This is a genomic window from Nonomuraea maheshkhaliensis, from assembly GCF_039529435.1.
GTDB lineage: Bacteria > Actinomycetota > Actinomycetes > Streptosporangiales > Streptosporangiaceae > Nonomuraea > Nonomuraea maheshkhaliensis.
In genome coordinates this window covers 67,735-92,985 of sequence record NZ_BAAAMU010000030.1, presented here as the reverse complement: position 1 = coordinate 92,985, position 25,251 = coordinate 67,735, and the positions used below count along the sequence as shown (strand labels likewise).

General features: G+C 72.8%; 18 protein-coding genes. 9 read left to right on the top strand and 9 right to left on the bottom strand.

Annotation, left to right across the window (positions count from 1 at the left end):
* Positions 1 to 15: 15 nt before the first annotated feature.
* Positions 16 to 3,114 carry an AfsR/SARP family transcriptional regulator gene (locus ABFX54_RS21775; protein WP_346107458.1) on the top strand — a complete coding sequence of 1,033 codons (3,099 nt, stop codon included), beginning with the start codon at positions 16 to 18 and terminating at the stop codon, positions 3,112 to 3,114.
* Here the strand turns inward: ABFX54_RS21775 and ABFX54_RS21770 are convergent.
* The 4 genes from ABFX54_RS21770 to ABFX54_RS21755 all read right to left on the bottom strand — a co-directional run bounded on the left by ABFX54_RS21770 (position 3,074) and on the right by ABFX54_RS21755 (position 9,493).
* The gene (locus ABFX54_RS21770; RefSeq protein ID WP_346107456.1) at positions 3,074 to 6,850 is read right to left on the bottom strand and encodes an nSTAND1 domain-containing NTPase; all 3,777 of its coding nucleotides are present in this window, start codon (positions 6,848 to 6,850) and stop codon (positions 3,074 to 3,076) included. The two genes, ABFX54_RS21775 and ABFX54_RS21770, sit on opposite strands and share 41 nt — an antisense overlap.
* Before the next feature lie 43 nt (positions 6,851 to 6,893).
* Positions 6,894 to 8,141: a PqqD family protein gene (locus tag ABFX54_RS21765; protein WP_346107454.1), complete on the bottom strand. Its 1,248-nt coding sequence runs from the start codon at positions 8,139 to 8,141 to the stop codon at positions 6,894 to 6,896.
* Positions 8,138 to 9,232, bottom strand: coding sequence for a TOMM precursor leader peptide-binding protein (locus tag ABFX54_RS21760; protein ID WP_346107452.1), 1,095 nt, complete (start codon positions 9,230 to 9,232; stop codon positions 8,138 to 8,140). The genes ABFX54_RS21765 and ABFX54_RS21760 overlap by 4 nt, the downstream gene beginning before the upstream one ends.
* A gap of 72 nt (positions 9,233 to 9,304) precedes the next feature.
* Positions 9,305 to 9,493, bottom strand: coding sequence for a hypothetical protein (locus ABFX54_RS21755; protein WP_346107450.1), 189 nt, complete (start codon positions 9,491 to 9,493; stop codon positions 9,305 to 9,307).
* A 101-nt stretch (positions 9,494 to 9,594) separates the two neighbouring features.
* Between ABFX54_RS21755 and ABFX54_RS21750 the strand changes: the two genes are divergently transcribed.
* A complete protein-coding gene (locus tag ABFX54_RS21750; RefSeq protein WP_346107448.1) occupies positions 9,595 to 10,026 on the top strand; it encodes an HIT family protein in 432 nt (143 codons plus the stop codon).
* Positions 10,027 to 10,207: 181 nt separating this feature from the next.
* Here the strand turns inward: ABFX54_RS21750 and ABFX54_RS21745 are convergent, their stop codons facing one another.
* Both ABFX54_RS21745 and ABFX54_RS21740 read right to left on the bottom strand, forming a co-directional pair.
* A complete protein-coding gene (locus ABFX54_RS21745; RefSeq protein WP_346107446.1) occupies positions 10,208 to 10,672 on the bottom strand; it encodes a hypothetical protein in 465 nt (154 codons plus the stop codon).
* A 247-nt stretch (positions 10,673 to 10,919) separates the two neighbouring features.
* Positions 10,920 to 11,936, bottom strand: coding sequence for an alcohol dehydrogenase (locus ABFX54_RS21740; RefSeq protein ID WP_346107444.1), 1,017 nt, complete (start codon positions 11,934 to 11,936; stop codon positions 10,920 to 10,922).
* A 140-nt stretch (positions 11,937 to 12,076) separates the two neighbouring features.
* Between ABFX54_RS21740 and ABFX54_RS21735 the strand changes: the two genes are divergently transcribed.
* On the top strand, positions 12,077 to 12,961 hold the full coding sequence (locus ABFX54_RS21735) for a helix-turn-helix domain-containing protein (protein ID WP_346107443.1): 885 nt from the start codon (positions 12,077 to 12,079) through the stop codon (positions 12,959 to 12,961).
* A gap of 164 nt (positions 12,962 to 13,125) precedes the next feature.
* Here ABFX54_RS21735 and ABFX54_RS21730 read toward each other — a convergent pair whose 3' ends face one another.
* Both ABFX54_RS21730 and ABFX54_RS21725 read right to left on the bottom strand, forming a co-directional pair.
* Entirely contained in the window at positions 13,126 to 14,712 is a 1,587-nt protein-coding gene (locus ABFX54_RS21730) for a DUF7824 domain-containing protein (RefSeq protein WP_346107441.1), read from the bottom strand.
* A gap of 430 nt (positions 14,713 to 15,142) precedes the next feature.
* Entirely contained in the window at positions 15,143 to 16,471 is a 1,329-nt protein-coding gene (locus ABFX54_RS21725; protein WP_346107439.1) for an SWIM zinc finger family protein, read from the bottom strand.
* 197 nt (positions 16,472 to 16,668) lie between these two features.
* Between ABFX54_RS21725 and ABFX54_RS21720 the strand changes: the two genes are divergently transcribed.
* From ABFX54_RS21720 to ABFX54_RS56975, 3 genes are all read left to right on the top strand, one after another.
* Positions 16,669 to 19,692 carry an AfsR/SARP family transcriptional regulator gene (locus ABFX54_RS21720; protein WP_346107437.1) on the top strand — a complete coding sequence of 1,008 codons (3,024 nt, stop codon included), beginning with the start codon at positions 16,669 to 16,671 and terminating at the stop codon, positions 19,690 to 19,692.
* Positions 19,693 to 19,838: 146 nt separating this feature from the next.
* Positions 19,839 to 20,270, top strand: coding sequence for an FAD-dependent oxidoreductase (locus tag ABFX54_RS56980; protein ID WP_428834547.1), 432 nt, complete (start codon positions 19,839 to 19,841; stop codon positions 20,268 to 20,270).
* A complete protein-coding gene (locus ABFX54_RS56975) occupies positions 20,243 to 20,647 on the top strand; it encodes a Rossmann-fold NAD(P)-binding domain-containing protein (protein WP_428834546.1) in 405 nt (134 codons plus the stop codon). The genes ABFX54_RS56980 and ABFX54_RS56975 overlap by 28 nt, the downstream gene beginning before the upstream one ends.
* Positions 20,648 to 20,663: 16 nt before the next feature.
* Here the strand turns inward: ABFX54_RS56975 and ABFX54_RS21705 are convergent, their stop codons facing one another.
* Entirely contained in the window at positions 20,664 to 21,674 is a 1,011-nt protein-coding gene (locus tag ABFX54_RS21705) for a LacI family DNA-binding transcriptional regulator (protein WP_346107435.1), read from the bottom strand.
* A gap of 268 nt (positions 21,675 to 21,942) precedes the next feature.
* Between ABFX54_RS21705 and ABFX54_RS21700 the strand changes: the two genes are divergently transcribed.
* Genes ABFX54_RS21700 through ABFX54_RS21690 form a run of 3 tightly spaced genes read left to right on the top strand, consistent with a single transcriptional unit; the run spans position 21,943 to position 25,222 of the window.
* Positions 21,943 to 23,427, top strand: coding sequence for an ABC transporter substrate-binding protein (locus ABFX54_RS21700; RefSeq protein ID WP_346107433.1), 1,485 nt, complete (start codon positions 21,943 to 21,945; stop codon positions 23,425 to 23,427).
* A gap of 20 nt (positions 23,428 to 23,447) precedes the next feature.
* Positions 23,448 to 24,383, top strand: coding sequence for a carbohydrate ABC transporter permease (locus ABFX54_RS21695; RefSeq protein ID WP_346107431.1), 936 nt, complete (start codon positions 23,448 to 23,450; stop codon positions 24,381 to 24,383).
* Positions 24,380 to 25,222, top strand: a complete 843-nt coding sequence (locus tag ABFX54_RS21690) for a carbohydrate ABC transporter permease (RefSeq protein WP_346107430.1) — start codon at positions 24,380 to 24,382, stop codon at positions 25,220 to 25,222. The genes ABFX54_RS21695 and ABFX54_RS21690 overlap by 4 nt, the downstream gene beginning before the upstream one ends.
* The last annotated feature ends 29 nt before the right edge of the window (positions 25,223 to 25,251 follow it).

Here is a 25,251-nt window from a genome sequence, read left to right as displayed (position 1 = left end):
CGAACGGAGAGTGTCGTGGAGTTTCGATTACTCGGCCCCCTCCAGGTCGCCGACGGTGACGGATGGGCCACGATCCGCGCACCTCAGCAGCGTGCCGTGCTGGCCGTGCTGCTGCTCGCGGGCGGCCGGATGGTCTCGATCGACCGGCTCATCGACGAGCTCTGGGGCGAACGCCCGCCCGCCTCCGCGCACAACACGATCCACGCGTACGTGATGCGCCTGCGGCGGGTCCTGGGCGACGGGCTCGGGCGCCGCCTGCTCACCCGGCCACCCGGATACCAGTTGCAGGCCGAGGCGCAGGCGCTGGACAGCGGCGTCTTCGACCGGCTGCTCATGGAAGGACAGCTTGAGGCGGCCGCCGGCCGGTGGCAGTCGGCCTCCGACCGGCTGTCGCAGGGCCTGGCCCTCTGGCACGGCTCGGGCGCGCTGGCCGACGTGGCCTCGACCTCTGTGGTCGAGATGGAGCGGGCCCGGCTGGAACGGGGCCGGCTCACCGCCCTGGAGCTCGGCATCGACGCCGACCTTGAGCTGGGCCGGCCCGCCGACGTGCTGCCGAGGCTGGAACGGCTCACCACCGAGCATCCGCTCAGGGAGAACCTGCGCCGTCAGCAGATGCTGGCGTTGTACCGGTGCGGGCGGCGTACCGAGGCCCTGGAGGTCTACCGCGAGACCCGCCGCCTGTTCGTGGACGAGCTGGGCATCGAGCCGGGGGCGGAGCTCAGGGACCTGGAGCGCGCCATCCTGCGGGACGAGCGGCCCGTGCGCGGCGCCGCTCCCGCCGGCCTGGTGCGCGGCGGAGGCTCAGCCGCTCCGGGCCAGGCCGCCCGCGCCCGCCCGGCCGGGACCAGGCCGCCGTGCATGCTGCCGCCCGACATCGCCGACTTCTCCGGCCGCGAGGAGCAGGTGCGCCTGCTCGTGAAGCAGCTCACCAGCGGCGACGGGGCGACCGCGCCCGCCGCGACGGCGCTGTGCGGCCACGGCGGCGTCGGCAAGACGACGCTCGCCGTGCACGTCGCCCACCAGCTCCGCACCCATTTCCCCGACGGTCAGCTCTACGTCGACCTGCACGGGGCCGAGCAGCATCCGGCCGACCCCGGCGAGGTGCTGGCCCGCTTCCTCACGGCGCTGGGTGACGACGGCAGGGCGCTCCCCACGAGCACGGAGGAGCGCGCGGAACGCTACCGCGGGTTCATGGCCCATTCCCGGCTGCTGGTCGTGCTGGACAACGCGGCGAGCGAACGGCAACTCCGTCCGCTGCTCCCCGGCGGCCCCGGCTGCGCCGTGATCGTCACCTCCAGGAGGCGGCTCGGCTGGCTCGGCACCCAGCCGCTGCACCTGGACGTCCTCGACCCGGAGGCGGCCCGGCACCTGCTGACCAGGATCGTCGGCGAGGAGCGCCCGGCCGGCGCCCCCGAGGTGGCCGAGACGATCGTGCGGCTGTGCGGCTACCTGCCGCTGGCCATCCGGGTGGCGGGCGGACGGCTGGCCGCCCGCCCGCACTGGCCGCTGGAGCGCATGGCCACCCGGCTGATGGACGAACGGCAGCGGCTGGACGAGCTCTCCGAGGGCGACCTGGCGGTCCGGGCCAGCCTGGAGCTCAGCTACGCCGGGCTGGAGCCGGGGAGCCGGCTCTTCTTCCGCTCGCTGGGCCTGCTCGACGTGCCCGACTTCGCCGCCTGGCTGCCCGCCGCGATGCTGGACGTCTCCGTCGAACAGGCGGAAAGCCACCTGGACTCCCTCCTCGACGCCCAGCTGCTCACCTGGTCCGGCACCGACGGGCTGGGCCAGAACCGCTACCGCCTGCACGACCTCGTCCGCCTGTACGCCCGCGAGCGCGCCGAGCACGAGGACCCGCCGGAGACGCACGCCCGGCTGCGCACCCGCGCGCTCGGCGCCTGGCTCTCCCTCGCGGAAAGCGCCGACCGGCTGCTCGCCGAACGCGTCGCCGCCGACATCCGCGGATCCGCCCCCCGGTGGCCGGCCGACCCGGCCATCGTCCGCGCCACCCAGGCGAACCCCACGGCGTGGTTCGACAGCGAGCGCGCCTGCCTGCCCGCGCTCATCGCCCAGGCGGGCGCGGCCGGGCTGGACGACGACACCGCGTGGGAGCTCGCCGCCACCGCGATCAACTACTTCGCCGTACGCGGCTTCTACCACGACTGGCTGCGCACCCACGAGCTGGCCCGCCAGGCGTGCGTGCGGGCGGGCAACCGGCGCGGCGAGGCCGTCATGCTGCGCAACCTGGGCTTCCTGCGGATGATCGGGTTCAGAGCCCCGTCGGGGGTCATCCTGGTCGGGGCGGAGTCCGCGCTGGAGACGTTCCGCCGGACCGGCGACCGGCACGCGAAGATCGACGCCCTGTTCCTGTGCGGGTTCGCGCTGCGCCACAAGGGCAACTTCGACCAGGCGCTCGAACTCGTCACCGAGACCATGATGGAGGCGAGGTCGGCCGGATACGCCCTGGGCCTCGGTCGCCTGTGGTACCTGCGGGCCATCATGGCGCGTGAGCAGGGACACGACGTCAACGCCGCCCGCTACGCCGAGCTCAGCTTCCAGCTCGCCGAGCGCAGCGGCGCCATCCACGACCGGGTGCTCGCCCTGTGGGAGCTGGCCGCCACGCCCGGCAGGGACGGCGCGGCGCGGCAGACGTGGGGCCGGCTCCAGGAGCACATCGATGTGTGCCGTGGCCGGGGTGAGCGGGTGCTGGAGGCGTACCTGCTGCTCGCCGCGGGCGATCTCGGCCGGGTGCTGCGGCAGCCGGACGCGCGCGACCTCGTCGAGCGCGCGCTGAAGGTCTTCGACGAGTACGTCGTCCCGCTCGGCCAGAGCGTCGGCCTGCGGCAGCGCGGCGAGCTCGACCACGCCGCGGGAGAGCACGAGGCCGCCTGCCGCCACCTGCTGGACGCGGTCGGGATCAGCCGCCAGACCGGCAACACGTACGAGCAGGCTCTCGCGCTCAAGGCCCTGGGCGCCGCGCGGCACGCCAAAGAGGACCACGACGCCGCCAGACGGGCCAGGCGGCAGGCGCTGGCGCTGTTCCGGCAGCTCAACAACCTGCGCGAGGCCGACGCGCTCACCGCCCTGGACGCGATGGCCCCCGTACGGAACGGATAGCTCCCGTGCCGCCGGTGTCTCGGCCGCAGGGCGGGGCGTACGGGAGGTCGGCTCCGACGTGCTCGCGCCAGTCCTGCGGGGTGAGCCGGGTGAGGGCGCAGACGCGGCGGGCGGCCCGCTCCTCGTCGAGGTGCCACAGCGACACCACGTAGTGGTTGCCACCACTGGCCAGCCTGGTGCCGTCGGGGCTGAACGCCACCGCCATGACATTGTCGGTGTGCGCAGTGAGCGGGCCGCCGCGCACGGCGGGACGCGCCGGATCGCGTACGTCGTACAGACGGAGCGAGCCGTCGGCGCCCGCGCTGGCCAATGTCCGGCCGTCGGGGCTGAAGGCCACTGAGAAGACCGCGCCGGTGTGCCCGGTGAGGCGGCGGCTCGCCGTGCGGCCGGTGAGGTCCCACAGCCGCACCTGGCGGTCCTCGCCCGCGCTGGCCAGGGTGCGGCCGTCAGGACTGAACGCCACCGCGCGGACGCTCCCGGTGTGGCCGGTCACCAGCCGGTCGCGTTCGGCGGGACGGCCGGGGTCGCGCACGTCCCAAAGCCGTACCGACTTGTCGCGGGTAGCGGCGGCCAGGGTCGTGCCGTCGGGGCTGAACGCCAGCCCGTGGACGAATCCGGAGTATCCCGGCAGCGGACGGCTGGGCAGTGGACGGCCGCGGAGCGTAGGACGGTCCGGATCGGTGACGTCCCACATTCTCACCACACCGGCCGCGTCTCCGCTCGCCAGAGTGCGGCCGTCGGGGCTGAAGGCCACCGCGCGCACGGCGCCGGCGTGGCCGCGCAGTGGCGGGCCGCGGGAGGAGGGGCGGCCGGTCACGTCCCACAGCCTTACGGTACGGTCGGCGCCGCCACTGGCCAGGGTGCGGCCGTCGGGGCTGAACGCGACCGCGTAGACGTAACCGGAGTGACCCGCGCTGCCGCGAGGGCGCGGCCGGTCGGTGACATCCCACAGTCTTACGGTGCGGTCGCCGCCGCCGCTGGCCAGGACGCGCCCGTCCGGGCTGAAGGCCGTCGTGGTGACGCCGCCCGCGTGCGCGGAGCGCTGGCCGGCCGGCAGGTGCCACAGGCGGATGACGTCATCGTCGCCGCCGCTGGCCAGGACGGCGCCGTCGGGGCTGAACGCCAGGCCCCAGACGTTGTCCCGGTGCCCGGTGAGCGGGCGCCCGCGCGGGACGGGCCAGAAGGGTGAGGTCAGGTCCCACATCCGGATCGTCTGGTCGTCGCCGCTGCTGGCGAGGGTGATGCCGTCGGGGCTGAAGGCCAGTGCGCGGACGGTGTTGGTGTGGCCCGGGACGGGGTTGGCGCGCGGTTCGATCCGGCCGGGCACGGTCACGTCCCACACCCTGATCGCACGGTCGGTGCCGCTGCTGACCAGGAGCTTCCCGTCCGGGCTGAACGCCAGTGCGTTGACCGGCACGCCGCCGGAGCCGATCCGCCGGTGGACGCGCGGGGCAGGCCCGCCCTTGGCGGATATGTCCCACAATCTCACCACACCGTCCGCGTCCGAGCTGGCCATGGTGTGACCGTCCGGGCTGAAGACGACCGCGTGGACGGCCGAGTCGTGGTGCTTGAGCCCGCGCCAGGGACGTTCGGGGTGGGTGGTGTCCCACAGCCACATCGTGCCCGCGTTCCCGGCCGCGGCCAGCGTCCTGCCGTCCGGGCTGAACGCCACGTGGTTGACGTCCTCGGCCGAGCCCGTCGCCAGGATGCCCTTCGGGCCCGGCCCGGCGGGGTCGGTCACGTCCCACAGCCGGACCTCGCCCGCGCTGCCCGCGCTCGCCACCGTCGTGCCCGCGCGGTCGATCGCCAGCGCGTAGACGGGCCCCGCGTGCCCGGTGAGGGTCCTGCCCTGGCGCCGGGTCACGTCCCACAGGCGTACCGTGCCGTCGCCGCCGGCGCTGACCAGGGTGCGGCCGTCCGGGGTGAACGCCACCTGGTTGACGTCGCCGCGGTGTCCCGTGAGCTGCGCGGGCAGCGGGACGTGCTGGGTGGTGAGCAGGCGCGTGGAGGTGTCGCCCGGCGGCTGACCGGGCGGGCGCCTGCGGTGGGCGAGCAGCGCCAGTTGCGCCGACAGCGCCACGTCGGTGCCGGCGGTCCGGTCGGACTCGGCCAGGATGCGGTGGTAGAGCGCGGTGTCGCGCTGGCGTACCGCCTCGCTCCGCTGCGCGGAGGCGAACACGGCGGCGGCGCCGGCCACCACGGTCAGCACGGTCAGCACCGCCGTGCCGCCGGTACGCAGCCGCCGCCCCCGCCGCCGCGCCCGCACCGACGCGGCCAGAAACTCCCGCCCGGCCGGACTCAGCCCACCGCCTTCCCGGGTACTCCGCTGGGCGGCTTCCAGGCGGCTGCCTCGGTACAGCAGTGCAGCGTCGTGGCGGGAGCGCGTCCAGGCAGCGGCCGTGTCCTCCAGGTTCTGGCGGAGCAGGCCGCCGGCGCGGTCGGCGTCGAGCCAGCCGCGCAGCCGCGGCCATTCGCGCAGCAGCGCCTCGTGCGTGATGTGGATCGTGCCCGCGTCCTGGGTGATCAGCCGGGCGTCGGTGAAGGCCGTCAGCGCGGCCACGGCCGCTTCGCCCACCACGTCGTGCCTGGACAGCGGGCGGCGGGTGTCCTCGCCGTGGTCGCCGAGCTTGACCAGGCGCAGGAACAGCGGCCGCACCGCCTGCCGGGCGCCGGGGGCCAGCGCCGTGTGCACGAGTTCGGCGGTCTTGGCGATGGCCCGGTGGATGGTGCCGGCGTCGCGGTAACCCTGGACGGTCAGGGACGAGCCGTGCCGCTGCTGCCAGGTGGCCCGCAGCGCGTGCGCGAGCAGCGGCAGCCGTCCGGCCTCGTAACCCTCGCCCGCGCCGCCGTCACGACCGCTGCCGTCACGGACGCCGAGGTCACGTACGCCGTCGTCGCGGACGCCGAGGTCGCGCAGCAGCAGCTCGGTCAGGCCCGGCTCGACCTCCAGCCCGGCATCCTGCGCCGGATAGAGGATCGCCTCGCGTACCTGCTCCAGGCTCATGGCCCCGACCAGGAGCTGCCGATCCTGCAACGCCCGCCGCAACGCCGCGTACCCGGCGCAGGCCGGATAGAAGTCGGCCCGCAGCCCCGCCACCACCAGCGCCTGCCCCGGCCCGGCCAGGCGGTCCAGCGCCTCGATGAAGGCCACCCGCCGCGACTGCGCGCCGCACAGTGTGAAGACCTCCTCGAACTGATCGACGATCAGCACCGTCCGCCCCGGCAGGCCGGCCGCGCGCAACAGGCGCGCGCCGCTGCCCGGATCGGCGGCCAGCGCCTCGGCCACCTCCTCGGCCTGCCCGCCGGTACGCGTGCTGATCGCCGCGGCCAGCGCCCGCAACGGATCGGCCCCTGGCGTCAGGGTCAGCACGGCCCACCCCGCCGACCCGGGCAGCGCCCCCGCGGCCAGCCGGGGCACCAGCCCGGCCCGCAACAACGACGACTTCCCCGCCCCGGACGGAGCCACCACGAGCTGCGGCCCGCCCCGCTCCAGCCGCCCGTCGAGCCGGTCGATCAGCTCCGCGACCACCTCGTCCCGCCCGAAGAACCACCGGGCCTGATCCCGCCCGAACGAAGCCAGCCCCGGGTACGGGCACTCGTCCCCGGTGGTCTCGCCCCGCCGCCGCCCGCGCACCCCGTCGCCGTAGTGAAAATGCTGGTCACGCGCCGCCTGGTGGACGACGGCCTCCCCAGAGGCATGCGCGACGAGATGAACGTCAGGCCCGTCCCGCTCCATGCGGTGACCATACGGCTACCGAAGGCGACCGGACAAGCCCCGGTCACGACCTCGACCGGCGGAGCCACGGGCGGCGCGTCCTGAAGAACGTCACCAGGAACATCACCTGGATGCCGCCCTCGACCAGGATGAGCAGCGCGGCGTCGACCGCGGCGACCACGGACCCGCCGCGCAGACCCTCCCGGACGGCGGCGAACGCGTGGGCCAGCCCGTTGACGATGATCGGGCCGCCGTAGAAGGCGAAGACCGTCAGCGTGACGGAACCGCCCAGGGCGAGAGCGACGGCGTAGATCCGCACGGCACGCCGCTCGTGCGGGGCCAGCTCGCCGGTGGGGTCGGTGGCGGGCGAGGCGGGCTTCTTGACCACGGCGAGCGCCTGGGCGAGCAAATACCGGACGTAACGGAGCCCGTCCCCGAAGAGGTCCTTGCACCGGAGCAGATCGCGCAGCACGAAGTAGAGGTCGGTCCGCATGTAGATCTGGGCCTGGAGGGGCAGGCACAGCAGCGTGGTCAGGATGAAGGCCCGCAGCAGCGCCTCGGCGAAGCCGGACAGCGGCAGGTACGCCACGGCCAGCAGCATCGTGGCGATGAGGAAGAGGTCGGAGGCCATCCCGGCCAGGTACACGCGGTAGCGGCGCCGGCGCGGAACTCCCCAGATGGCGGTGACGTCGGTCTGCACGACGAGGTAGTGCAGCCGGGTGCCGAACGCGATGCGTGCCGGGGCGCCGAGCGAACGCGCCGCCAGCAGGTGCATCATCTCGTGGACGCTCGCGACGACGGAGAAGAAGGCCGTGTTGACCAGCACGGAGAGCCCGGTGTACTCGCTCCAGAAGAAGTCACGGTGATGGGGGAACAGGCCCGGTCGCACGATGACGGTCAGCGCCGCGGCCGCGACGACGGCGAGCCAGACCAGCCTGACGGGCCGGGCGAAGAGCGGGCGTACGTGCCGCTCGGTGATGCCCGCGAAGTGGGCGGCCTTCGGCGCGGTCCCCGGCACCGGCCGCCCGTCGATCTCGGCCACGAACTCGAGGTCGGCGAGCGATTCCACGAAGTCGGCCACGTCCAGCTCGACGTCGTGCTCGTCGGCGACGGCGGCTTCGACGTCCGCGACCGGACGCCCCTCGCCGAGCAGCCGGATCACCTCTGCGCACACCGCGGGCAGCTCGACGAACTCGCCGAGGTCCGGGCGGCCGGCCACGATCGTCTCCGGGTCGTCGTCGCCGGGACGGACGACGAGCGGGTGCAGACGTACGACGCTGCCCGCGCCGACCTCGGCCGCCGGGACGCTCACCCGGCCCCCGGCCCGCACAGCGGGCAGTCGTCGTCACGCGGGACGTCGATGAAGTACTGGTGGTCCCAGACGGCCATGTTCCAGTGGAAGACCCTGCCGCGGGTCTGTGCCGGCAGGCCGCCGAGCTGATACAGCACCTCCAGCGCGCAGAGGTGGCCGCTGATGTTCGCGCTGGCCGCGACCACCGCGTTCGGCCGTGACTCGGGCAGCAGCCGCCCGAGCTCCTTCTCCTTGCGTGCCTCCTCCTGCCGGTCCAGGCAGGCCCAGCAGCCGGTCTCGCCGGGCACGAACGAGCCCACGACGACCATCGGCCCGGTGTAGAGGCTCATGAACCACGGGGTGCCGGTCCGCAGGGCGGCCTCGTTGGTCCACTGGACGATCTCGGGATGGGGCTCGTCGGCGCACAGGACGAACAGGTCGTAGCCGCTCATCAGCTCCACGACGTCGTCGGGGCCGGTCACCCTGGTGTCGCTGCCGGTCACCGCGACCGAGCCGTTCATCGCCCGCAGCCGGGCGACGGCCTGGTCGACCTTGGGCTCGCCCACGTCCGACTCGGCGTACAGGAGCTGGCGGGTCAGGTTCGACTCCTCGACGCGGTCGAAGTCGGCGATCCGCAGCGCTCCGATGCCGCTCGACACCAGCCCCGCCGCCACGGCCGATCCGGTGCCGCCCACGCCGAGCAGGCTCACCCGGGCCGCCTTGATCCTGGACTGGACCTCGTGCGGTGACCTGCGCGGCTCGGTGTCGATCCAGCTGAAGAAGTGGCGCGCCGACTCGTGCCGGGCGAGGTCGCGTTCGGTGAGGTTCGCCGGTACGGGCGCTCCGGCGTCCTCGATGAAGCCGCCCTCGATCAGGCCGGCGACGACGTCGCGCACGCTGTCGTCGTCCACGTCGGGACGGCTCGCGGTGAAGTCGGCGCAGATCTGGTCGACCGTCCTGGTGCCGTCCATGAGGGCCACGATCGCGGCGATGCTGCCCTCGTCGTCGTCGGCGATCTCGGAGGCCACCCCGAACTGGGACAGCCCGATGACGATGCGGTTGCCCGGCAGCAGGAACGGCTGGTGAACGCGTTTGACCCTGGGCAGGCGCACTCGTCACCTTCTCCTTCTCATGAAAAGCGGAACCGGCCGGATCTCCTCCGGCCGGTTCCGTGTGTCAGTAGATCAACCGCTCTGTCCGCCGCGGTTGATGGTGGTCTCGATCTTCTCGAGCTTCCTGATCTTGACTTCGAGCTTCTTCTTCTTCATCGACATCTCCTCGCTCTCGACCTCAAGCCGGGGAGACTCCCCGTACGACGACCGGCGAAGGACCCGAGAATCAACGTGAGTCCCGCTCGCCACTCTTGTGGGCAAGATCCTGACACCTGCGCGATATGGCCGTCAATGCCGTAATTTTTCGGACAACCGCAGCGGAAAGCGGCGGGCGGCGCGACCGAGTGAGAGGAAGGCCCGACATGGCCGGCACGTGTACGTTCTGCGGCATCATCGCCGGCGACATCCCCGCCGCGATCGTCCACTCCGACGAGCACGTGGTCGCCTTCCTCGACATCTCGCAGGCGACCCGCGGCCACACCCTGGTCGTCCCGCGCGAGCACTGCCGCGACCTGACCGACATCGGCCCGGACCGCGCGGGCCTGCTGATGCGCGGCGCCGTGCACACCGCCGACCTGCTGCGCCGCGCGCTGGAACCGGGCGGGATGAACATCTGGCACGCCACCGGCGCCACGGCCTGGCAGAGCGTGTTCCACTTCCACCTGCACCTGCTGCCCCGCTACGCCACCGACGACCTGCGGCAGGCGTGGACGCACCGGGAGCTGCCGCTGTCGTCGCTGACGCCCTTGGCCGCCCGGATCAGGACCGCGGTGGAACGGCCGACTCAGAGCTGAAACGGCGGCCCCCGTCCACGTCGAACGTGGCCCAGAAGCATCCGGACGATCGACGTACGGTTCGAGACGCTGACGCCGCTCCAGGATCCGGACCAGCTCCTGGTGATCTACCGCGCCGCGGACGAAGCAAGCCAGTCGGCCCTGGACCGGCTCCGCACCCTCTGACACCGGACCGTCGCGGTCAGACGGTCTCGTCCAGCCGGGCGGCCAGTTGCTCCAGGCCGCCCTTGATGAGCCGCCCGTAGTCGTCGTCGCCGAGCGCGCCGATCCCGTCCCGTGCCTGCTGGAGGTGCTCACGGGCGTGGTCGAGCTCGCCCAGCTTGCGGTAGCACTCGGTCAGGTTGAGGTGCAACGACGGATACAGGCCGGCCACCGACAGCGGCACCCCGGCCTCGGCCACCCGCTCGTCCGTGATGGCGCCGACGGCGGCGAGCGCCCGCAGATCCCACATCAGCTCCTCGCGCACGTCGTCCTGCACGTCGGCCATCGAGTGGGCGAGGACACAGACGTGCAGCGGATCGCCCTGCTCGCCGCCGATGTCGTCCCAGATGCGCGCGAACAGTTCGCGGGCGTCGTCACGCCGGCCCTGCTGGTGGTTCAGCTCCACACCCTGGGCGATCCGGGCCATCGTCGGGTCGGCGGTCATGCACGGCTCCTTCACGGTCGCGGACGATCGCGGCACAGCCTACTCGCGCCTCATCCGGCACGACGATCTTCCACCGACCGGCGACGGCCCCACCCGCCCGCCGTGCCGGCCCGGCGCCACCGGGCCGCCCGATCCGGTGCGTTCGGGCCGGTCCCCGGCGGTGAGCGCCGAGCGGCAACGGGCTCGGTCGGCTCGGGCCGGTTGCCCGTGGTGAGCACCAGGCGGTAACCGACCCGGTGCTCACGGGTCAGTTTCCCGTGGTGAGCACCACGCGGTAGCGGGCCTGGTTGTCCACGACGCGCTGGTACGCCTCGTTGATCTGCTCCAGCGGACGCTCCTCGGTGATGGGCCGCACGCCGGTCAGCGCGGCGAAGCGCAGGGTGTCCTCCACGTCCTTGGCGGTCCCCGACGGGTGGCCGTGCACCGACTTCGTGCTCGGCAGGATCTGGAACGGGCTGACCTCGATCGGCTCGGGCGTGGCGCCGACCACGAGCAGTTCGCCGTTGTACTTCAGCCCGTCGATCGCCCCGCTCATCGCGGCGGAGCTCATGGCCGTGGCGAGCACGACCTGCGCACCGCCGAGAGCCTGCAGCGCCTGGGCGGGATCGTTCGCCGTGGAGTCGATGTAGTGGTGCGCGCCGAGCCGCTTGGCCAGGTCGGCCTTCTCGGTGCCGCGCGAGATCGCCACCACCTCGAAGCCCATCTTCGCGGCGAACTGGATGCCCAGGTGGCCGAGCCCGCCGATGCCGAGCACCGCGACCAGGTCGCCGGGACGGGCGGAGCTGCGGCGCAGTGAGTTGAAGGTCGCGACGCCCGCGCAGCCCATGGGCGCGGCGTCGACCGCCGAGAACCCTTCGGGGATCCGGGCCAGCGCCGTGGCCGGGACGATGGTGGCGTCGGCGTATCCGCCGGCGTAGTGCCAGCCCGGCACCTTGACCTGGGCGCAGTGGATGAAGTCGCCCGCGCGGCAGGCGTCGCAGGACCCGCAGTTACCGCCGAACCAGCCGACCTCGACGCGGTCGCCGACCCTCCAGCCGGTCACGCCCGCACCGAGGGCGTCGATGCGGCCGGCGATCTCGTGGCCGAACACGGCCGGCCACTCCACGGGGTAGCCGCCGTTGACGAAGTAGTGGTCGGTGTGGCAGACGCCGACGGCTTCGACCTTGACGCGGACCTCGCCGCGCCCCGGCCCGGGCAGGTCCGCCTCGACGAAGGTGAAGCCGCCTCCGACCTCGGTCACCTGGGCGGAACGAATCTTGGTCATGATGTACCTCGCTGCTCTGTCGTGTTGACATTCATCAGTTTTCTCTCGTCAAAGGCCCTCATGAGGGTCACCATCGGCCCTGCGCGACCTAGGACTCCCAGACCCAGGCACGACGGCGGCCCGCTTGGCACCATGGAGGTATGAGCGTCAACCGTGAGCTGGCCGACTTCCTGCGTCGTGCCCGGAGCAAGGTGGATCCGGCGCGGGCCGGGCTGCCGCCCGACGACCGGATCCGGCGCGTCCCAGGACTGCGCCGCGAGGAGGTCGCGCTGCTGGCCGGCGTGTCCACCGACTACTACACGCGGCTGGAGCAGGGGCGCCGCATCACGCCGTCGGACCAGGTGCTCGACGCCGTCGCGAACGCGCTCGACCTCGACGACGCCGGCCGGACGTACCTGCGCGAGCTGGTCGGCGCGACGACGCGCACCACGCGCCGGCGCGCGCCGAGCGTCCAGCGGGTGCGGCCTGGGCTCTACCAGCTGCTCGACAGCCTCGACGGCAACCCGGTGCTCATCCTGGGCAGGCGGACGGACGTGCTCGCCGCCAACCGGCTGGCCCGGGCGCTGTTCACCGACTTCGACGCGATGCCGCCCAGGAAGCGGAACTACTCGCGCTGGATGTTCCTCGACCCGGCCGCGCGAGACCTGTTCGTCGACTGGGCGGAGCACGCCCGCACCTGCGTGGAGAGCCTCCGCCTCGACCTGGCCGCCAACCCCGACGACCCGCTCGCCCGCGACCTGCTGGCGACCCTGTCGGAGCACAGCGGGGAGTTCCGCGCCTGGTGGGACGCGCATGGTGTCTACCAGCGCACGTTCGGCAGCAAGACCCTGCGTCATCCCGTCGTCGGTGAGCTGACCGTGGAGTTCGAGACCTTCACCATGCCGGGCGACAACGACCAGACCATGTTCGTCTACACCACCGAGCCGGGGACGGCGTCCCGCGAGGCCCTCAACCTGCTGGCGAGCTGGACCCTGACCAGACCGGGCACGGACCAGGAAACCGCGACCCCGCCCCCAGGACGCTAGGGGGCGGCGACGGCGGCCCGCTCGGCGTCGGTGAGCCGGGTAATCGCCGGGCCAGCCCCTCGGCGTCGTGGCCGAACACGAGAGCCCTGATCTCTGTACGGATGGCGTCGACGGTCATGATGCGACCTCCGTGAGCCGGGCGTGCATACGAACGCCGTCAACGGTCATGACGCGGCCCCCGTGAGCTGGGCGTGCAGGCGGCGGCACTCGTGGGCGAAGCGGCTCGTGCGACGGCTTCCCGTGAACGCGGCCACGGCCGGGATCTCCCCGCGCGCGCCGGTCCAGCCGGCCACGTCGGCGGCGAAGGCGACGAGTTCGGTGAGGGTCACGCTGGCGCGCTGCTTCTCGCGCGGCAGCAGCTCGGGCAGCAGGACGCGCAGGATGCGCCAGACCTCATGGTGGCCGCCGGCGTCGGCCAGCTCGGTCAGGGCCGCGATGGCGGGACGGGGCTGCAGCCAGGTGCGGCGCAGCACCAGCGCGAGCTGGCGGCCCATCGCCTCGGCGGGCAGCTCGCCCTTGGCGGCCATGCGCAGGATCAGTGGGATCATGTCCGGCACACCGCCGACGAGGAGGAAGGCGAGGATCACCGCGGTGGCCTCGCCGAGCGGGCCCTGGGCGATCTCCAGGTCGGCGATCTCCGCCGGAGCCGCCCACGTGCCCCAGTGGCCGCGCAGCAGATAGGGCAGCAGGTTGACGGCCACGATCTCGCGATGCGAGGGCAGGATGGCGGGCCAGGCCCCGATCGTGCTGGCGCACTGGCCGAACATCCATTCGGACGGCTCGCGCAGCAGCACCTCGTCGATCAGCCGGTGGCCGGTCGGGGCCGTCACCCGCAGCACGGGCTGCAGCCTGACCTCGGTGAAGTGGTCCGGCTCCGCGTCGCCGAGCTCGACCATGGTCGCGCCGACCATGTGACGCCACACCAGGCCGCACTCGGGGTCGGCCAGGCCGTCACCGGCGAGCCAGCGGGCGGCCGAGCGCGCCGCCTCCGAGTCGACCTTGGCCGCCCGGTCGGCCGCGGCCTGGTGGCGGCCCCTGGGCAACCGCAGCAGCGCCTGCGCCAGGTCGGACGGGACCGGCTCGACACCGGCGGCGGCGCAGGTCTCCAGCCGGTCGACCAGCACGTCGGGGTCGATATGGCCGCTCATCCAGGTCGGCGTGGCCAGCAGCACCGGCGGCAGGGCACCGTCGTGGAGGGCCGCGAGGAGCTCGGCGTAGCAGTGGAGCAGGAAGTCGTGCGGCGGGGTGGCGCGGTTGGAAGGGGGCAGATGATGGCGCCGCCGCCACTCCTCGTGCTCTGGCAGCGGCTCGGGCATGAACGAACGCAGCCGGGGCGGGACGAAGACCACGGTCACCTGCACGAGCGGCTCGTCCGCGCCCGGCGGAGGCACCGGGTCGCCGGCCCGCATCGCCCCGATCCTGGCGGGGTCGACGCCGAGCTCGGCCATCCGCGTATAAGCGTTGTCCAGGACGCGGGACGGCATGGCCTTCGCGGAGCCGTCGTAAAGGGCGCGGGGCCCCGCCGGACGATCCGGACGCGGGCCGCCCTGGAGGTCATCGTCGTCCTCCGGCGGCTGCTCGGTGCCGGTGGAGTCGGTATCTCTGAAGTCGGTGTCGGTGTCGGTGTCGGTGTCGGTGTCGGTGTCGGTGTCGGTGTCACTGTCGATGGAGTCGGCGTCGCTGGGGAGGGCCCCAGGTGGATCCGGCCGCCGGAGAAGGGGACTGCCGCCCGCCCTCGCGGGCCACCGCATGACGTGGGCCGTCGTCGCTGGTCCAGGTGATGAAGAAGGCACGCAGTGGGGCGTCGTCGTCGAGGTAGCGGCCAGGCCGGTAGAAGCACCTGGGCGACGTCGATGGCGCCGCCCCAGCGGCGGTTGACGTCGCGGCTGGTCATCCAGGTCACCGCGGCGGCCGGGCCGCCGATGACACCGACACCGGTCAGCAGCAGCGCTTGGGCCGCCGTGTCGAGCGCGTCGCCGATCTCCCAGGAGGACGGCTCGTCGAAGTCGTCGGGGTATTCGGCGCGCAGCCGCTCGGTGTGGGCGCGGCGCAGCTCCTTGACCAGGCCGGGTAAGCGCCCGCCCAGCTCGGCGCGTTCGGCGTCGGTGAGCGTGACCAGCCGGTCGGTCAGGCGGATGACCTGGTTACCGGCGACCAGGTCGCGGATCTCCGTCCAGAGGGTCATCGGGAGACCTCCACGGCGGCGCGGGCGACGATCCGGGCGGCCAGCACGTGCTTGCACGGCCCGCGCGAGCCGCGATGGTCCCACCACCACTCGCAGGTGCAGGAGCCGTCGGCCAGGGAGACCTGGCGGGTGCCGCCCGAGGTCCGGACGGTGGCCGACTCGCCTCTGAGGTGCACCGCGCCCGCCTCGACGAGCTTGCGCGCCTTGGCCAGCCGCGGGTTGAACAGGCTCACATCGTCCTTGTCGTACGGCAGCTCGCGGTGGAAGTGGGCGGCCTCCGACAGGTCGTAGCCGACCCGGCCGGCCACGCCGAGCTGGGTCAGCGCCGCCCGCACCCGGTCGGCGGGCAGGCCAGCGCGGTCGGCCAGCAGCCCGATCTCGACCTCGGGCTCGAAGTTGAGCAGCATGCCCACCACGTCGGCGTCGTTTTCCGCCTCGTCGGTGGCCAGGTCGTCGAGCACCGCGCCCTCGCCGGAGAAGCCGCGCCAGCGCTCGGGCGAGAGGGCCAGCGTGTAACGCATGCCGGGCAGCTCCAGCTCCCAGGCGCTGGAAGCGGCGTCGGCGGGCCCGTACACCCGCAGGGACTTCGCGAAGCGCAACAGCGGCAGCAGCGTGGCCAGCCGGTTGGGACCGGCGAGCTGGACCGAGCCGGGGATCTGCCTGGGCGAGACCTTCAGCTCGCGCCCCGCCTGCGCCACCCACACCGTGCCCTTCCTGGGCAGCCCGCGCAGGAACCGCACCGCCGCCATGCCGGCCAGCTCGCCGCGCTGGTCCATGCCGGAGGCGATGACCTGCACCTCGGCGAAGCCGCGCAGCCAGCGCTCGGGCAGCGGCACCTTCTTCTCCACCACCGCGCCGTCCATCGTGGTCACGACCAGCTCGTCGAGGCCCACCCCCAGGTGCAGCGGGTCACGCGCGCCGATGCGGGCCAGCGCCTCGCGCAGCGGCGCGTTGACGTCGACGTTGGTGGTGCCCCGGTCGAACACCTCGCCGTCGAGCGCGCCGCTCAGCAGGTCGAGCCGGGCGTAGACGCCGCCGCAGGCCGAGAACGACTCGAACCGGAGCCGGTCGCCGTTGCACGTCACCACGGGGTCGCGCACCCAGCCGGGCCGCGACTGCGGCTGGTGGTAGCGCGCCAGCGCCACGTCGGCGACGCCGAGCAGGGCCGCCGCGGCGGGAGCGGCCTGGGTCACCACGCCGCTGAAGAACCGGGGCGCCACGGCAGGGCCGGACAGGGCCCGCCCGCCGGAGGTCGCCAGCCCGAGCCGGCCGTCGACGAGAGAGGAGGGCGCGGCGTACGTGTACGCCTGCGTCGATGAGGTCATGGCCGGGACGGTAGATCAACGCACCGACAAACCGGCTCGCCGCCGTTCAGAGGCACCTTCAGGGCCCTCGGGCAGGACGTTCACGGTGGTGTGCGACGGCACCTGACCCCGGGCCTTGACGGCCGCCATGACCGCGCGCTACTAGTGATCGAACTCTGTTGGGGGAGCCACACATCCACTCAGTGGAGGCACGGGCCATGGCTGGAGCGACGTTCGGCATTCTGGGCCCCGTCCAGGTGCGCGCGGCGGACGGGCGGGAGATCGCGCTCAAGGGCAAGGAGCACGCGCTCCTGACGATGCTTCTCCTCAACGTCAACGCGCCCGTCTCCAGGGACCGGCTGATCGCCGCGCTGTGGGAGACGGCTCCGCCCTCCGCCGTCTCCAACCTGCAGACCCACGTCGCCCGCATCAGGAAGGCGCTCGGGTCCGATGTCCGCCTGTTCACCAGGGGCTCCGGATATCTGCTTGAGGCGGACGAGAACGACGTCGACCTGCTGGTCTTCGACCGGGAGGTGCGCCGGGCGCGGGCCGACGCGCGGCGGGGCGACCTCGTCGCCGCGGCACGAGGGTTCCAGGGGGCGCTGGCGTTGTGGCGGGGGCGTCCGGCTGAGGGCGTCCAGGTGCACGACTGGATGCGCGAACGGGTGGCGGAGCTGGAGGAACGGCTGGCCGAGACGCGCCTGGACGCAGCGGAGGCCAGGCTGGGGGCCGGCTCGCCCGCGGAGGTGATCGGCGACCTGCGGTCGTTCGTCGCCGAGCAGCCCCTGCGCGAGCGGGCCTGGCACCTGCTCATGCTCGCGTACGTACGGGCCGGCCAGCGCCATCGCGCACTGGAGAGCTACGAGCGGGCACGCACGCACCTCGTCGCCGAGCGGGGCGCGGAACCCGGCCTCGACCTGAGGCGCCTGCACGCCGTCACCCTGGCCGACGAGCGGAGCGCGGCCGAGCCGGGACCGCGCACCACGGTCTGCCAGCTCCCGCCCGACCACGCCGACTTCGTGGGCCGGCGCGACGAGGTGGCCGCGGTCACGCGGAACCTGCTCTCGGCGCACGGCACGTCCGCCGGCACGGCCGTGCCCGTCAGCGCCATCTCCGGCCAGGGCGGCGTGGGCAAGACCACGCTGGCCGTGCGCGTCGCGCATCAGCTCAGGCACGAGTTCCCCGACGGCCAGCTCTACATCGACCTGCGCGGGTGCGAGCGGCATCCACTCGACGCGGCCGAGGCGCTGGGCCGGTTCCTGCGCGCCCTGGGCCTGGACAGCTCCCGGCTGCCGGCCGACCTCGACCAGCGCGTCGAGCTCTACCGCGAGAGCCTCGCCGACCGGCGCTACCTCATGGTGCTCGACAACGCGGCGGACGAGGCCCAGGTACGCCCGCTCATCCCGGGCACGCGCGGCTGCGCCGTACTGATCACCAGCAGGCAGCGGCTGGCCATGCTCCCCGCGACCCGGCGCATCGACCTGGACGTCATGCCCGTCGCGGACGCGGTCGAGCTGCTGGGGAACATCATCGGCGCCGAGAAGGTCGTCGACACGCCCTCCGAGGCCCGCACCCTGGTCCGGCTCTGCGGCGAGCTGCCGCTGGCCGTGCGCATCGCCGGCGCCAAGCTCGCCGCGCGCCCCCACTGGGACCTGGGCCACCTGATCACCCGCCTGAGCGACACGCGCGGCCGGCTCGGCCAGCTCTCCCACGGCTCGCGCGAGGTCCGGGCCAGCATCGCCATCGGCTACCAGAGCCTGCCGTCCCAGGCCCAGCGGATGTTCCGCCGGCTGGGCCTGCTGGAGGCGCCCGACTTCGCGATCTGGGCCGGCGCCGCGCTGCTCGACACGTCCGAGCCGGAGGCCGAGCAGCTGATGGAACAGCTCGCCGACGTCCGTCTTCTGGAGGTGGCGGGCCACGGGCCCGGCGGGCAGGTGCGGTTCCGGTTCCACGACCTGATCCGGGCGTACGCGCGGGAGCGGGCCGAGGCCGACGAGACGGACGGCGCACGTTCCGCCGCTCTCGAACGGGCCTTCAGCGGCTGGCTCGACCTGGCCAGGCGAGCACACCGGCGGCTGTGCGGCGGTGACTACCGGATCGTCCACGGCGACGGGATCGTCTGGCGGCTCGACGCGAAGGCCGCAGAGCGCGTGGTGGCCGACCCGCTGGCCTGGATCGAGGCCGAGGCCGCCGGCGTCGTGGAGAGCGTGCGCCAGTGCGCGGCGCTGGGGTTCGACGAGCTCTGCTGGGACCTGGCCACCAGCACGATGGACCTGTTCCAGACCAGAAGCTTCCACAACGAATGGCGCACCACGCATGAGACCGCGCTACGCAGAGCCCGCGTGTCGGGCGACCTGCGCGGGCAGGCGGCCATGCTGCACGGGCTCGCCCGGCTGTGTTTCGCCCTCGACGACCGGACCGGCTGCGGCCCGGCCCTTGAGGAGGCCCTGGAGCTGTTCGACAAGGCCGGCGACCGGCACGGCCACGCCCTGGCCCTGGTCAACCAGGCCGAGCTGCACCGGCTCCAAGGGCGCGACGCCGACGCGCTGGCCTGCTACGAACAGGCCGGCGAGGGCCTGGCGCGGGCCGGCGACCGGAGCATGGAGATCACCGTCATGCGGGGCATCGGCCGGATCCACTTCCGCATGGGCCGGCTGGAGCAGGCCGGCACGTTCGTCCGGCGGGCGGTGCGGATGGCGGACGAGGTCGGCGACGTGCGTTCGCGTGAGTTCACCAGGATCGTACTGGGGGAGATCGTGCTCGCCCAGGGCGACCCCGCCGCTGCGGAAGGCCACTTCAGCCAGGCGCTGGCCGTGCTCGGCGCGCTCGGTTTCCCGAGCGGCGTCGGCTACGCCGCCCTGGGCCTGGCCGAGGTGCGGCTCGCCCGGCAGGATGTCGCCGACGCCGAACGTCTTCTGGAACAGCCTCTGGCCATATATCGCGATATAGGCGACAAGGTGGGGCAGGCCCGCGTGCTGTTCACCCAGGCCGAAGTGTGGCGCCGGCAGCGGCGCCTGGAAGAGGCGGCCGAGCTGCTCGAGGAGGTCGTCGCGCTGTGCGCGGCAATCCAGGCCCCGAGCCGCCAGGGCCTGGCCCTGCGCCTGCTGGGCGACGTGCACCGCGACGCGGGTGACCTGCCCGCCGCCGTGGCCGCCTGGCGCCGCGCCCTGCCCTTCCTGGAGGCCACGTCCGCACCGGAGGCAGGCAAGGTCGCCGCGCTGATCGAGCAGCACACCGCCTGACCGTACGGCGCGCACAAGGCACCGTGACGAACGGGTCAGGGAACATCCGTTCAATCCACCGCCGCGCACCGGCGGCGACACTGGGGGCCACGACCGGCCACGACCGGCCACGCCGCCGGTGGAGCCACAGAGACGAGGGCAGGTTCATGCGGATTCTCATTTCCGGCGCCGGCATCGCCGGCCCCGTGCTGGCGTACTGGCTGACCAGGCACGGCTGCTCCGTCACCGTCGTCGAGCGGGCCCCGGCGCCACGCGCGACGACGTCGAGTACGTCTTCGGCGACTCGATCACCGCGATCTCGCCCGACGGCGAGGTGCGGTTCGAGCAGGCGCCGCCGCGCCGTTTCGACCTCGTCGTCGGCGCGGACGGGCTGCACTCCGACGTGCGCCGCCTCGTCTTCGGCGAGGAGTCCCGCTTCTCCGCCTTCATCGGGGCCTATCTCGGGGTGCTGCCCCTGCCGGAGGCCTTCGGCCGCGACGGCGAGATGCTCATGCACGTCGGCGTCGGCCGCACCCCGGCGTTCTACTTCGGCTCGATCAGCCGGCTCCGCATGGACACCTGGTCGCGGGGGAGGGTGACGCTCGTCGGCGACGCGGGCTACTGCCCAGGACCGGCCGTCGGAGGCAGCACCGGCCTGGCCGTCGTGGGCGCGTACGTGCTGGCGGGGGAGCTGGCGCGGGCGGGCGGCGATCACGAGCGCGCCTTCCCCGCCTACGAGCGCGCGATGGCCGGGCACGTGCGCGGCAGCCGTGCGGCGGCGCTCAGCGCGGCCAAGACCCTGGTCCCCACCTCCCGCCTCGGCGTCTCGGGGCTGGCCCAGGGCATCCGCCTCATCTCCGCCCTGCCCTCGGGCCCCAGGCGCGCCCTGCTCCGCCTCACCGCCAAGAGCGGGCGCGTGTACGAGTCCATGACCCTGGACGACTACCCGTCGTCACTCAAGGCGTCCGGATCCTGACCCCGCCGCGTGATCGTCAACCGGCCGGCGGCGCGGCGGTGGAGGCGCGGTAGACCATGGAGACGGGCAGGACCTCCTGCGCCGACGCGCTCCGCTCCGCGATGCGATCGAGGAGCAGGCGGACGGCGGCCGCCCCGGCCTCGCAGAACGGCATGCGCACGGTCGTCAGCGGCGGGATCGTACGGGCCGCGACCGGATGATCGTCACAACCGACCACCGAGCAGTCGTCAGGCACCCGCCGCCCCCGCTCGTGCAGGGCGTTGAGCACCCCGACCGCCATGAGGTCGTTCTGCACGTAGATCGCGGTGATGTCGGGCGCCCGGTCGAGCAGCCGGTGCGTGGCCGCGTAGCCGCCCTCGACCTCCCACGCGCCGTCCTCGACCAGGAGCGGATCGTGGGCCAGACCGTGTCCGGCCAGCACCTCCCGGTAGACGGCGGTGCGCTGCTGGGCGCTGTGCCGCCGCAGCAGGCCGGTCACCGTGGCGATCCGGCGGTGGCCGAGCGCGAGCAGGTGGCGGACCGGGAGCGCCGCGCTGTTCTCGGCCTCGATGGTGACGGACGGGACCCCGCCGCCGGCGATGTCGTGCAGGCTGACGCAGGGCGGCCCGCCGCGCAGCAGCCGCCCGACCTCCTCGTCCTCCTCGGTCGCGGGGGCGTTCATGATGATGCCGTCGACCCGGCGTTCCATCAGCACGCGCAGGTAACGCACGCAGTCGGAGCCGTCGGGATCCAGGCTGCTGAGGATCACGCTGAGACCGTGCTGCCGTGCCTCGCGCTCGATCCCGACGAGGGACAGCGCCGGCGTCGAGTTGCTGAAGTCGACGGTGATCACCCCGAGCGTCAGCGAGCTGCGTGACTGCAGGCTGCGGGCCAGCGCGTTGGGGATGTAGCCGATCTCCTCGGCCGCCTCGATGATGCGCCGCCGGGTGGCCGGGGTGACGGCGCCCTTGCCGTTGAGCACCTTGCTCACCGTCTGGAAGCTCACGTTGGCGCGCGCGGCGACGTCCCTGAGCGAGACACTGGCCACGGTGTTTACCTCCGAGGGGCGAACGTTCGCATCACCGGCGCGGCACCACTGCCGCGCGGCCATGCTCCCACATCCTGGCTGGGACGAACCGAGGAACACCATAACGCGGAAGGGTTGACGCGGTCACCTGGGCTGGCACACCATAGGCGAACGTTCGCCTTCGGATCTGCCCTGGTCCGGAGCATCCGGCCATGCCCCCATCCCCCTCATCCCGCCCCCTCGTCTCAGTTCCCGCGCCTCGATCCCGGCGGGAAGGAGAGGACCCACCATGACCGATCTCGGCCGCCGGCGATTCCTCGGACTGTCCGGCGCCGCCCTGGCGGGCGTCCTCGGCGTCTCCGGATGCAGCCGCAGCTCGCAGCAGGAGGCCGCCACCACGGCCGGCGCCGACGTGATCCGCTGGTGGGATCACTTCCAGCCGCTCAAGCCGCTGTACGAGCGCATGTTCGCCGAGTACGGCAAGGCTCACCCCGGCACTCGGGTGGAGCACGTGGTCTACAACCCCAGCGAGATGGGCCAGGCGCTGCAACTGGCGTTCAAGAGCAACCAGATCGCCGACGTGCACACGGTCGCGGGCCTCGGATCGTCGGAGGCGGCCCTGGTCGCCGGCGGCTGGTTCTCCCCCCTCGCGAACCCCGACGCGATCCGGGCGAAACTCCCCGCCGACAGCCTGCTCGAAGGATTGCACGTCTTCGACGGCAAGCTCTACACCTTTCCCGTCTTCACCCCCCGCCAGTACGCCACGCTCACCTGGTTCAACCGCGAGCTGGTCGAGAAGGCGGGCGGCGATCCGGACGCGGGCCCGGCGACGTGGGACGAGTTCCGCGCCCTCGCCGCCCGGATCACCAAGGACGGCGGCGGCCGGGCGTACGGCTGGATCCAGGGGCTGCAGTTCCAGGAGCGGATGCAGACCCACGTCACCGAGCTGGCCATGTCGGCCGGAGCCGCGCTCGCCGTGATCCCGGGCGCCGGCGAGATGGGCCTGGTGGACCCGCGCACCGGCGACTACGCCTACGCCAGTGAGCCGTTCGTCCAGGCGCTGGAGTTCCTGCTGTCCCTGGTCCGCGACAAGGTCGTGTTCCCCGCGTCCACGTCGCTGGACGCCAGGACCGCCCGCGCCAGGTGGGCGACCGGGGTGGCGGGCATGTTCTTCGACGGGTCATGGAACATCGGCGTGGTCAACGGGCAGTTCAAGCAGTTCGCCGGGAAGGTCGGGGTCGGTCCCGTGCCCTCGCCCGACGGCAAGCCGGTCCTCTACGGAGCTCCCGCGCAGGGCCAGCTCTTCGTGTCCAGCAAGTCCAGGCACGTCGAAGCGGCCTCCGAGCTGCTGGCCCAGTGCACGGGGCCCGAGTTCAGCCGGGCGCTGGCGAGCTACATGGACCAGGTGCCCCTCGACCTGGAGGCCGTGGCCACGGCGGACGTGCACCCGACGTACAAGCGGGCGGTCGAGCTGTTCGGCCGGAACGTCCGGCTCGCGCCCAGTCCCGTCTCCCGCAACCCCGCCGTCACCCAGGTGATCAGCGAGATGAAGGAGCAGAGACCCACCCTCGGCGAGATCACCCAGGGCATCCTCAGCGGCGAGATCACCGACATCGGCAAGACGCTGCGCGAGCACGACGGCAAGCTCGCCGCCGAGCGGGAGCGCGCCACGCGGGTCGTGTCGGGCAAGGGGGTGCGGGTGAGCCTCGACGACTGGGCGTTCCCGAACTGGAAGCGCGGCGAGGACTACACGGCGGAGATGTACCGGCAGTGACGAGCGCCATGACACGAACCGTGACACGAAAGGCGACGGCCCGCCGCCGGGGGCTCGCCGCCAGACTCTGGTCGGAACGCTGGTCGTACGTCTTCCTGCTGCCCACCGTCGTGCTGTTCGGCATGTACACGGTCTGGCCGATCCTCTCCGGCCTGTACTACTCCCTGCTCGACTGGAACGGGCTCGGCGCCGAGCGGCCCTTCATCGGCCTGGCCAACTACCGTGAGGCGTTCGGCGACCCGCTGTTCTGGAAGTCGCTCGGGGTCACCCTGCTGATCATCGCGGTGACCGTGCCGCTGCGGGTCGGGCTGAGCCTGCTGGTCGCGCTCGTCCTGAACAACCCGCGGCTGCCCCTGGCCAAGCTGTTCAGGACCGCTTTGTTCGTGCCCGTGGTGACGACGACGGCGATCATCGGCGTGGTCATGGGGTTCATCTTCGACCCCGCCGGCGGCCCGGTGAACCAGGTGCTGCTCGACCTCGGGATCGTCGGCCAGCCCGTCGACTTCCTGGGAGACCCCGCCACCTCCCTGTGGACGGTGATGGGCGTGCACATGTGGAAGTGGTTCGGGATCACCCTCGTCTACTGGCTGGCCGCGCTCCAGACCATCCCCGTCACGGTCTACGAGGCCGCGCGGACGGACGGCGCGGGCGGCTGGGCGGCCCTGCGCCATGTGACGCTGCCGCTGCTCAAGCCGTTCCTGATCATCATCGCCCTGCTCACGGCCATCGAGACCATGCAGATCTTCGACCTGGTCCTGACCATGACGAACGGCGGGCCGTTCTTCTCCACCCTGACCACCGAGGTCTACATCTACCAGCAGGCCTTCGCCGGCACCACGCCCAGGCTCGGTTACGGCGCGGCGCTCGGCGTGCTGTTCGGGGTCTTCACGCTCGTCTTCGCCGCGATCCAGGCCGCCGGCCTCCGCTACGCGAACCGCGTCAGGAGCAGCTCATGAACGTCTCCGCCCTCCGCCGCCGGCTGGGGATCTGGGCCCAGGTGGCCGTGCTCGCCGTCGTCTGCGTGGTGTGGATCTATCCGCTGCTCTGGATCGTCTCCGCCTCGCTGAAGGACTCGCTGGGGGTCTTCTCCGGCGGGCTCGGCCTGATCCCCGGCTCGCCGCACTTCGAGAACTACGCGCGGGCCTGGCGGGACGCCGACTTCGGGCTCTACACGGTGAACAGCGTGCTCGTCACCCTGAGCACGGTGGTGCTGGTCGTCCTGCGCTGCGCCCTGGCCGGCTACGTCATCGCCCGCCGCGACTTCATCGGCAGGCGCGTGGTCGTCGGCGTGCTGGTGGCGACGTTGTTCGCGCCAGGGGGTCTCACCATCATCCCGGTGGTGGAGCTCAGCGACCTCCTCGGACTGCTGAACTCGCGTACGGGCATCGTCCTCGCCCTCGCGGGCGGCGGCCACGTCGCCGCCGTCCTGCTCTACGCCGGCTACTTCACCCGCATCCCGCGCGAGCTCGAAGAGGCGGCGATCATGGACGGCGCGGGCTTCCTGCGCACGTTCTTCCGCGTCGTGCTGCCCCTGGCCGGCCCGGTCACCGCGACCGTGAGCGTGATGACCTTCCTGGCGGCCTGGAACAACTTCCTGCTGCCGCTGGTGTTCACCTTCAGCCGCCCGGACCTGCGCACGCTCTCGGTGGGCATGCTCGCCTTCCGCGGCACCAACTCCACCGACTGGTCCGGCCTGGCCGCCGCGGGCACCATCTCGCTGATCCCGCTGCTCCTCGTCTTCCTCGCCCTCCAGCGCTACTTCGTCGAGGGCGTCGCCGGAGCCGTGAAGTCCTGAAGTCCTGACGCGCCGACCCCGCCGGAGCC